General features: G+C 71.2%; 7 protein-coding genes. All 7 read left to right on the top strand.

Annotation, left to right across the window (positions count from 1 at the left end):
- The first annotated feature begins 218 nt into the window (after nucleotides 1–218).
- The 7 genes from AB0I94_RS29625 (at nucleotide 219) to cobT (ending at nucleotide 10262) form a co-directional block, all read left to right on the top strand.
- Complete coding sequence (locus AB0I94_RS29625; protein ID WP_363312748.1) at nucleotides 219–1277, top strand: ATP-binding cassette domain-containing protein; 1059 nt, start codon at nucleotides 219–221, stop codon at nucleotides 1275–1277.
- Nucleotides 1274–1999, top strand: coding sequence for a methionine ABC transporter permease (locus tag AB0I94_RS29630; protein ID WP_363312749.1), 726 nt, complete (start codon nucleotides 1274–1276; stop codon nucleotides 1997–1999). The genes AB0I94_RS29625 and AB0I94_RS29630 overlap by 4 nt, the downstream gene beginning before the upstream one ends.
- A 69-nt stretch (nucleotides 2000–2068) precedes the next feature.
- A complete protein-coding gene (locus AB0I94_RS29635) occupies nucleotides 2069–2905 on the top strand; it encodes a MetQ/NlpA family ABC transporter substrate-binding protein (RefSeq protein WP_363312750.1) in 837 nt (278 codons plus the stop codon).
- Nucleotides 2906–2907: 2 nt separating this feature from the next.
- Nucleotides 2908–3750 (top strand): MetQ/NlpA family ABC transporter substrate-binding protein, encoded by an 843-nt coding sequence (locus AB0I94_RS29640; protein WP_363312751.1) that lies wholly within the window; start codon nucleotides 2908–2910, stop codon nucleotides 3748–3750.
- 135 nt (nucleotides 3751–3885) lie between these two features.
- Nucleotides 3886–4527 carry a GNAT family N-acetyltransferase gene (locus AB0I94_RS29645; protein WP_363312752.1) on the top strand — a complete coding sequence of 214 codons (642 nt, stop codon included), beginning with the start codon at nucleotides 3886–3888 and terminating at the stop codon, nucleotides 4525–4527.
- Nucleotides 4528–4647: 120 nt separating this feature from the next.
- Complete coding sequence (cbiE, locus tag AB0I94_RS29650) at nucleotides 4648–5859, top strand: precorrin-6y C5,15-methyltransferase (decarboxylating) subunit CbiE (RefSeq protein WP_363312753.1); 1212 nt, start codon at nucleotides 4648–4650, stop codon at nucleotides 5857–5859.
- Between the two features lie 353 nt (nucleotides 5860–6212).
- Nucleotides 6213–10262: a nicotinate-nucleotide--dimethylbenzimidazole phosphoribosyltransferase gene (gene cobT / locus AB0I94_RS29655; protein ID WP_363312754.1), complete on the top strand. Its 4050-nt coding sequence runs from the start codon at nucleotides 6213–6215 to the stop codon at nucleotides 10260–10262.
- The last annotated feature ends 75 nt before the right edge of the window (nucleotides 10263–10337 follow it).

A 10337-nucleotide genomic window follows, 5' to 3' on the forward strand; every position in this document is an offset into this window, starting at 1 on the left:
CGCACCACCCCTGAGCATCGCGCCCCGAAGCGAAGCCGCTGTGCCGCGCCCCTGTGCAACGTACGCCTTGTCGGCGGACGAGACGTAGGAAGCGAGCCTGCCCCGCGCACACCTCCTCCGGTTCCTTTCGCCACCGCGAGAAACCGTGCCGCGTTCCCCACGAATGCCCCGTGCCCGGCGAAAACCGCGCCGCGCACTCGACAGTGACGGAAACCCCTGTGATCACCACTTCCGGCCTCACCAAGGTCTACCGCTCACGCGGTCGTGAAGTAACTGCCCTCGACGGCGTCGATCTGCATGTCCGCGAAGGCGAGGTGTACGGCGTCATCGGCCAGTCCGGCGCCGGCAAATCCTCGCTGATCCGCTGCGTGAACCTCCTGGAGCGCCCCACCGCCGGCACCGTCAGCGTCGCCGGCCAGGACCTCACCGCCCTCGCGGGGCGCGGCAGCCGCGCGAGCAAGGACCTGCGCCGGGCGCGCAGCCGCATCGGCATGGTCTTCCAGCACTTCAACCTGCTGTCCTCGCGCACCGTCAAGGACAACGTCGAGCTGCCCCTGGAGATCCTCGGCCTCAGCGGCGCCGAGCGCTCCCGCAAGGCCCTCGAACTCCTCGACCTGGTCGGCCTCGCCGACAAGGCGAAGTCCTACCCGGCGCAGCTCTCCGGCGGTCAGAAGCAGCGTGTCGGCATCGCCCGCGCGCTCGCCGGCGACCCGAAGGTGCTGCTCTCGGACGAGGCGACCAGCGCCCTGGACCCGGAGACCACCCGCTCCATCCTGAAGCTCCTGCGCGACCTCAACCAGCAGCTCGGCCTGACCGTCCTGCTGATCACGCACGAGATGGACGTCGTCAAGAGCGTCTGCGACTCCGCCGCCCTCATGGAGAACGGCCGGATCGTCGAGTCCGGCACCGTCACCGAGCTCCTCGCGACGCCCGGCTCCGAACTGGCCGCCGCGCTCTTCCCGGTCAGCGGCGACGCCACGGGCGCCGACCGCACCGTCGTCGACGTGACCTTCCACGGCGAGGCCGCGACCCAGCCGGTCATCTCCCAGCTGTCGCGCACGTACAACATCGACATCTCGATCCTCGGCGCCGCGATGGACACCGTCGCGGGCAAGCAGGTCGGCCGCATGCGCATCGAGCTGCCGGGCCGCTTCGAGGAGAACGTCGTCCCGATCGGCTTCCTGCGCGAGCAGGGACTCCAGGTCGACATCGCGGGCGAAGACCACGTGACCACGCCGAAGGACGCCACGCTGCTGGTCAAGGAAGGTGCCAAGTGACCTGGTCGGAGATGCAGCCCCTGCTGGAGCAGGCCTGTTGGGACACCCTCTACATGGTGGGCTGGTCGACGCTGATAGCCGTCGTCGCCGGACTGCCGCTCGGCATCCTGCTGGTCCTCACCGACCGCGGCGGGCTGCTGCAGAACACGGTCGTGAACAAGCTCATCGGGCAGGTCGTGAACATCGCGCGCTCGATGCCCTTCATCATCCTCATGGTCGCGCTGATGGGCCTCACGCGCTGGATCACGGGCACGACGATCGGCCGTGAGGCCGCCATCGTGCCGCTCGCGATCGGTGCCATCCCGTTCTTCGCGCGCCTCGTGGAGACCTCGGTGCGCGAGGTCGACGGCGGTCTCGTCGAGGCCGTGCAGTCGATGGGCGGCAACACCTGGACCGTCGTACGCAAGGTCCTCGTGCCGGAGTCGCTGCCCTCGCTGATCTCCAGCACCACCACCACGATCGTCACGATCCTCGGCTATTCGGCCATCACCGGAGCCGTCGGCGCGGGCGGCCTCGGCGACATCGCCATCCGCTACGGCTACCAGCGCTTCGAGACCGAACTGATGTGGATCACCGTCGGCATCCTCGCCGTCGTCATCTCGATCATCCAGTTCGCGGGCGACTACGCGGCCCGCAGGCTGCACCGGCGCGGCGGCCGGTCGGGCGTCGCTCCCAGGCTGCGCCTGCTCAAGCTCAAGCCGTCCCCGTCCCAGGCCTCCTGAGGCCGGACCCGAAGTTCACCCCGCACACCCCACCGCGGGGCGTACCACCCATGGAGAAAGGCACTTTTCGTGCGTAACACCACCAAGATCACCACCGCTGTCCTCGCCACCGGAGCCCTCACCCTCGGGCTCTCCGCCTGCGGCTCCGACAAGGGCTCCGCCGCGGACGACAAGGACGGCCCGCTCATCGTCGCCGCGACCCCCACCCCGCAGGGCGAGATCCTCGACTACGTCAAGAAGAACCTGGCGAAGAAGGCCGGCCTCGACCTCGACGTGCGGGAGTTCACCGACTACGTCACGCCGAACACCGCCGTCGAGCAGGGCGAGGTCTTCGCCAACTACTTCCAGCACAAGCCGTACCTCGACGACTTCAACAAGAAGAACGGCACGGACATCGTGCCCGTCCCGAGCGCGACGGTGCACCTGGAGCCGCTCGGCGTCTACTCCAAGAGCGTCAAGAAGCTCGACGGTCTGAAGAACGGCGCCACGGTCGCCCTCCCGAACGACACCACCAACGAGGCCCGCGCGCTGAAGCTCCTGGCCGACAACGGCCTGATCGAGCTCAAGAAGGGCGTCGGATACGAGGCCACCCCCAAGGACGTCTCGAAGAACCCGAAGAACCTCAAGTTCAAGGAGATCGAGGCGGCCCAGGTGCCCCGCTCCCTCGGTGACGTCGACGCCGCGGTGATCAACGGCAACTACGCCCTCGAGGCCAAGCTCAGCCCGGCCAAGGACGCCATCGTCGCCGAGCCCGCCAAGGGCAACCCCTACGGCAACTTCCTCGCCGTGAAGAAGGGCGACGAGAACGACCCGCGCGTGAAGAAGCTCGCCAAGCTCCTCACCTCGCCCGAGGTCAAGAAGTTCATCGACGACAAGTACGACGGCGCCGTCGTCGCGGCGTTCTGATCATGCGCAGGAACACCCCCCGCAGGCACGTCACGGCCGCCGTCACCGGCGCGCTCGCCCTCACGCTCGGCCTGACCGCGTGCGGCGCCGGATCCGGCTCGGGAGGCGGCGACAGCGACACGCTCACCGTCGGCGCCACCCCGACCCCGGCCGGCGAAGTCCTCACGTACATCAAGCAGAACCTCGCGAAGAAGAAGGGACTCGACCTTCGGATCACGGAGTTCACGGACTACGTCACGCCGAACACCGCGCTCCAGGAAGGGTCCCTCGACGCCAACCTCTACCAGCACGCCCCGTACCTCGAGGACTTCAACAAGTCCAAGAAGACGGAGCTCACGCCGGTGACCGAGGTCTACCTGCCGCCGATGGGGGTGTACGCGAAGAAGGCGAAGGACGTCACCGAGCTGCCCGCCGGCGCGACCGTCGCCATTCCGAACGACACCACCAACGAAGGCAGGGCGCTGCAACTCCTCGCCTCCAAGGGCGTCATCGGGCTCAAGAAGGGGGCCGGTTCGACCGCCACCCCCGGGGACATCACGTCCAACCCGAAGAAGCTGACCATCAAGCCCCTGGAACCCGCCCAGCTGCCCCGCTCCCTGGAAGACGTCGAAGCCGCGGTCATCAACAACAACTACGCCCTCGACGCCAAGCTCAGCCCCAAGAAGGACGCCATCCTTCTCGAGTCGCCCAAGGACAACCCGTACAACAACGTGCTCGCCGTCAAGAAGGGCGACGAGGACGACCCCCGGGTCGAGAAGCTGGCCGAACTGCTCGCTTCACCCGAGGTGAAGCAGTTCATCCAGGACAAGTACAAGGGCTCCGTCCTGCCCGTCGCAACGAGCTGACGCACAGTCTGTTTCCACCCCCGCCACGGGGTCCTCTCCTGCCGAAGGAGCGGACCCCGTGGTGCGTTTGCGCGCCGACATGCTGCATGCTGGGCTCTTCAGCAGGCCCGAGGGTTCCAGGTTACGGAGCAGCGCATGACTACCTTCCCCGATATCTCCATCAGCACGGAGCGGTTGGTGCTGCGCCCGTTCGAGGAAGCCGACGCGTCCGCGTACGCGGAGATGATGAACGACGAGATGGTCACCGCCTGGACCTCCGTGCCCCAGCCCTACACCGAGAACGACGCCCGCGACTGGATCAACCGCCTCGCACCCGCCGAGCGCACCGAGGGCCGTGGCATCGCCCTCGCCGTTACGGAGTTCCTCACCCAGCGTCTGGTCGGCATCGTGCAACTGCGCGACACCGACTGGCGCGTACGCTCCAGCGAGCTCAGTTACGTCGTCGCCCCCTGGGCCCGCGGCGAGGGCTACGCCTCGGAAGCGGCGCTCGCCACCGCCCAGTGGCTCTTCAACGACCAGCGCTTCGAGCGCATCGAACTGCGCACCGCCGCCGACAACACCGCGGCACAGCAGGTCGCGCAGAAGATCGGCTGCATCAGCGAGGGAGTCCTGCGGGGCGCCTGGATAGCGCGTACGAGGAACGGCGGGGACCCGTTCGGCGGCTGGATCGACGTCCGCACCGACCTCATCGTGTGGAGCCTGCTCCCCGAGGACCTGGAGGGGGTCGGTGAACAGCTGGCGGACAGCGGGTTCACGGCTTTCTCCGACTGGAACTGACCCCACACGCGCCTTACGGCCCCACCAGGTACGCTCGCCCCTGGCCGCACGCGGTTGCCCTGCGCCGCGACGACACCCGGCCCCTCAGACGATCCGCGAGAAACCAGGAGACAGACGACGATGGCCGACCGCGTCACGGTGATCGGCTGGGACGGCTCGCCGCTGACCGCCGCGGCGCGTTCGGCGCTCGGCGCCGCCACACTCGTCGCGGGCGCCGCCCACCACCTCACGCTCACCGCGGTCCCGCCGACAGCGGAAAGGATTCGTCTGGGCAGCGTGAGCCTGGCCGCCCGCCGCATCGCCGCCCACCGCGGCACCGCCGTGGTCCTCGCCGACGGCGACCCGGGGTTCTTCGGCGTCGTCCGCACGCTGCGCGCCCCCGAATTCGGCCTCGAGGTCGAAGTGGTGCCCGCCGTCTCCTCCGTCGCCCAGGCCTTCGCCCGCGCCGGCATGCCCTGGGACGACGCCCAGGTCGTGGTCGCCCACCCCCGCACGCTGCGCCGCGCGGTGAACGTCTGCCGCGCGCACACCAAGGTCGCCGTCCTCACCTCGCCCGGCGCGGGCCCGGCCGAGCTCGGCCTGCTCCTTCAGGGCGTGCACCGCACCTTCGTGATCTGCGAGGAGCTCGGCACCGAGCGCGAACAGGTCACCGTCCTCACCTCGGACAAGGCCGCCGACCACACCTGGCGCGACCCGAACGTCGTCATCGTCATCGGCGGCCCGGCCGCCGCCTCCGACGCCGGCTGGATCGCGGGCCGTGACCCCGGCACCCCGCGTGGCTGGGCGCTGCCCGCCCCCGCCTACGGGGGCGACGCCCAGCTCGGCGAGGGCGAGAGCGACCGCCTGCGCGCCGCCCAACTCGCCCGCATCGGCCCGCGCGTGGGTGACCTGGTCTGGGACATCGGCTGCGGCAGCGGCGCCTTCTCGGTGGAGGCGGCACGTTTTGGCGCCGCCGTCATCGCCGTCGACGCCGATCCCGACGCCTGCGCCCGCACCACGGCGGTCGCCCGGCATTTCGGTGTACAGCCCCAGATTCTGCACGGCACCGCGCCCCACATCCTCGAAGACCTGCCCGAGCCCGATGTCGTACGGATCGGGGGCGGGGGCGCCGAGGTGGTCTCCGCCGTCGCCGACCGCCGCCCGGCGCGCATCGTGACGCACGCGTCGACCCGTGACGCCGCCGAACTCATCGGCAGGGGCCTGACGGAGCACGGATACGCGGTCGAATGCGCGCTCCTCCAGTCCGTCGAACTCGACACGCGTGCGTGGACGGAGAGGGAGCGGACGGTCGTCTTCCTGCTGTCCGGACAGTTGCCCGATCGCGCCCCGTGACCCTGCTGCGGCACGGTGCGGGGTAGGCTGGCCGATCGTTGTACCGCACCGAGTGTCCGGCAAATAGTTGGTCAATGTCCGGAAAGCTCGCCCGTTTTGGGGGGTGTGTGGTACGGCAGGACCGGAGGGCGCGCAACGTGGCGCAGCCCACAGCGGGCCGTTGCGGATCAAGGCGCCGCGGTGGCAGGCCGACCGGGACAATGCCTGTTGTCCGTACGCGGTTCGTGCCGCGTGGCGCGCACGCTCGTTGAGAATGACGGGCGGTTGGTGCGCCGCTCCGGGCAATGGGGCTTCCCCGGCCGAAGGCTGAGGGGCGGTCGAAGAAGCACTAACCGATGGGCGAGGGGTTACGCATGACCGACACCGGCCAGGTCCCGGGCGAGGGACTGCCGGAGAACGCAGGCATGGTGGAGCAGCCGGGCGTCCCCGCCCCGGGCGCGTACACCTACCTCGACCCCTCCGAGAGTCCCGCCGCAAGCGTCGCCCCCGCCGACGATGACGACCTGTTGCTGATGCCGGGCGCCCAGGGCGCCTGGAGCGAGCCGCAGTCGGCGCAGCCACAGCCGCAGCCACAGCCGCAGCCACAGCCGCAGTCGGCGCAGCCGGGAGTGCAGGGGCAGCCGTCGGCCGGTCAGCAAGGTGTGGGTCAGCCTCTGGGCCAGCCTGTGGGGGACCCGTCTCAGGCTTCTCAGGCTGAGCAGTACGCCGCCGGTCAGGCGTTGGGAGGCCAGTCCATGGCGGACCAGTCCATGGGAGGCCAGTCCATGGCGGGCCAGTCCATGGGAGGCCAGTCCATGGCGGGCCAGTCCATGGGAGGCCAGCACGGGGCGCCCCCGCAGGCGTTCGCCCAGGAGTCGGCCGGGCAGCCGCAGGCCGTGCACCAGCCGGGCCCGCACGAGACAGCCGGCCGCGACAGTGGTTCGGTCGATCTGAACGGCGTCCAGTTGCCCGGTACGCCCACCCCCGCGCCCGCCTCGCACTCCGGCCCCTCCCGCCGCCCGCTCCACCGGGGGCCTTCGGGTCCCGCCGTGCCCGACGGCTCGGGGAGCCCCGTACGGTCCCTCGCCGACCGTGGCCCGGCCGGCGCGCCGCAGCATGTCGCACCCGTGCGGCACGCGGGGCCGCCCACCGTGGGGCCGGAGTACCTCGACATCCCGCGTGACGAGGACGGGACGCCCAGAGGACCGGAAATCGGCGAGAACGCGCCGCAGGGCGCGACGCCGTGGACAGCCCAGCCTCAGCAGTCCCAGCCGTCCTCTCCGTCCTCCCCGCACTCCCAGCCCTCCCCGTCTCCTCAGCACGCGCAGCCTTCGCAGCCCGCGCCGCCCATCGCATCAGCAGAAACGGTCGTCCCTGGGGTCACTCCCGTCCCAGAGGGAACACCGAACGCGCAGGACGCACCGGGCGCACCGGGCGCTCTGGACGCCCCCGCGCCCGAAGCCCCGCAGCCCGCGCCCGCCGCCGAGCTGCCCCAGCCCGCGGTGACCGACCCCGCGGCTCCGGCCGCCGAGACGCCCCAAGCCGCGTTCCCGCAGGCTGCCGAGGCCGCCGATCCTGCGACCGCGCAAGGCGCTGATGCCGACGACCGGTTCGCGTACGCAGCCGCTGACGCCGGGCAGCCCGCGTTCGCCGTGGACGCCGAGCAGCCGGACGCCGGGCAGCCGTCCGCCGTAGACCCGTCCGCGCCTGCCCCTGTAGCGAGCCAGGAGCCCATGCACGCGCAGAGTTCCGGCCAGCCGCAGTTCGCCATGGCGGGCGCGCAGCCCTGGTCGGACGCGCCGCTCGCGGGAGCGGGGCACACGGCCCATGGCCCGCACATCCAGCAGGCCCAGCAGGCCCAGCAGGTCCAGGCTCCGCAGGCCCAGCAGTACGTTGACGCCCCCGTGGCCGAGGCACCCCAGGGTGAGGGGCTCCCGGGCGGACCGCACCAGTCCTTCGCGGACCCCCAGGCGCCCACGCCGCTCGGCCAGTTCGTGCCGGTCGAGGGCTCGGTGCCGACCACGCCTCACCTGGCACCGACGCCTCCGCACGCCGTGTCCGTACCCCCGGAGCACTCCGAGGCCCCGCAGCCCGGCGCTCCCGCGGCACAGCCGGAGCCCGTCGAGGTGGAGACCGCCCCACCGGCAGCCGACACCCCGGAGCCGCCGGCCGCCGAGGCGACCCCCGAGGCCCCCGAAGTTCCCGAGGCAACCCCGGAGGCCCAGAACCCCTCGGCTCTTCCCGAAGCCGCAGAAGCCGCAGAAGCCGCAGAAGCCGCAGAAGCCGCAGAACCCGCCGAAGCGGCTGGATCTGCCGAGACCGCCGAAGCTCCCGAGCCGGTGGCCCCGCAGCCCGTGGCCGCCCAGCCCGTGGCCACCGTGCCCGCACCGCGTGACGGAGGAGTGTCCGCGGCGACTTCCGCCTCGGAGGCGGCGCAGGAGCCCGTGGCCGTGGCATCCGAACCGGCGCAGGCCGAGGCCATGCCCCTGGAAGTCATCGACGCACCCGCCGAAGCCGAACCCGAAGCCGAAGTCGAAACCGAAGCAATGGCGGCGGCAGAGGCAGAGGCAGAGGCCCCCGAGCCCTTGGTCATCGTCGAAGCCGGGCCCGCCCAGGTGACCGAAGCCGTCGACCCGGCGGAACCCACGGACGAGACACTCGCGCAGCCGGAGCCCGTCCAGCAGTCGCAGACGCCCGCCGCACCCGCCTACGACGACGCCGAGCGCGAGGCCGTCCTGCGCGTCATGCGTGAACGCCGCGACATCCGCAACGGCTTCCGCAGCGACGCCATCCCGCACGAGGTGCTGCTCCGCGTCCTGGAGGCGGCCCACACGGCGCCCTCCGTGGGCCACTCCCAGCCCTGGGACTTCGTCGTCATCCGCTCGGCGGAGACCCGCCGCACGATGCACGAGCTGGCCATGCGCCAGAAGGACGCGTACGCGAAGTCGCTCCCCAAGGGCCGCGCGAAGCAGTTCAAGGAACTGAAGATCGAGGCGATCCTCGACACCCCGGTGAACATCGTCGTCACCGCGGACCCGACCCGCGGCGGCCGCCACACCCTCGGCCGTCACACGCAGCCGCAGATGGCTCCGTACTCCTCCGCCCTCGCCGTCGAGAACCTCTGGCTCGCGGCGCGCGCCGAGGGCCTCGGCGTCGGCTGGGTCAGCTTCTTCGACGAACGCGAGATGGTCAGGACCCTCGGCCTGCCCGAGCACCTCGAAGTGGTGGCCTATCTCTGTGTCGGATACGTCGACGAATTCCCTCAGGAGCCCGAGCTGATGCAGGCAGGCTGGTCCAAGCGCCGCCCGCTCTCCTGGGTGGTCCACGAGGAGACGTACGGCCGTCGCGCACTGCCCGGCGAGGAACCGCACGATCTTCTCGCCGAGACCATCTCCAACATCCGCCCGCTGGACGCGAAGGCGCTCGGCGAGGCGTGGGAACGCCAGAAGCGCATGACGAAGCCGCCGGGCGCGCTCGGCATGCTGGAGATCATCTCCGCGCAGCTCTCGGGCCTCTCCCGGCAGTGCCCGCCGCCGATCCCGGAGCCCGCGGCCGTCGCGATCTTCGCGGGTGACCACGGCGTGCACGCCCAAGGCGTCACCGCCTGGCCCCAGGAGGTGACCGCGCAGATGGTCGCCAACTTCCTGGGTGGCGGCGCGGTCTGCAACGCCTTCGCCAACCAGGTGGGCGCCGAGGTCTGCGTCATCGACGTGGGCGTGGCGAGCGAACTCCCGGCCACCCCCGGCCTGTTGCCCCGTAAGATCCGCGCGGGCACGGCCGACATGACGACAGGTCCCGCCCTGAGCCGCGAGGAGGTCAAGGCGGCCATCGAGGTCGGCATCGAGACCGCCCGCGACCTGGTGGCGGCAGGCAACAAGGGCCTGCTCACCGGCGAGATGGGCATCGCGAACACGACGGCGTCCGCGGCCCTCATCTCCGTCTACACGGACACGGACCCGGGCGAGGTGACCGGCCGCGGCACCGGCATCAATGACGAGATGCACAGCCGCAAGGTCGACGTCGTGCGCCGTGCGCTCGAACTGCACCAGCCCGACCCGGCCGACCCGATCGGCGTCCTCGCGGCGATCGGCGGCCTGGAGCACGCGGCCATGGTGGGGCTGCTGCTGGGCGGCGCGTCCCTCCGTACGCCGGTGATCCTGGACGGCGTGAGCGCCGGCGCGGCGGCCCTGGTCGCCCGTGCCGTCGCTCCCGAGGTCCTGGCGGCCTGCATCGCGGGCCATCGCAGCGCGGAACCGGGCCACGTGGCGGCCCTCAACAAGCTGGGCCTGCGCCCCTTGGTCGACCTCGACCTCCGCCTCGGTGAGGGCACGGGCGCCCTCCTGGCACTGCCGGTGGTGCAGAGCGCGGCCCGCGCGATGCACGAGGTGGCCACGTTCGACTCGGCCGGGGTCACAGAGAAGTAGCGGCCGGCCGGGTCCGGGACCGAGCTGGAGCACCTGAAGTCGTTGATCATCAGCACCGCACAGGAGCTGTAAGAG

This window comes from Streptomyces sp. NPDC050147, assembly GCF_040660195.1.
Taxonomy (GTDB): domain Bacteria; phylum Actinomycetota; class Actinomycetes; order Streptomycetales; family Streptomycetaceae; genus Streptomyces.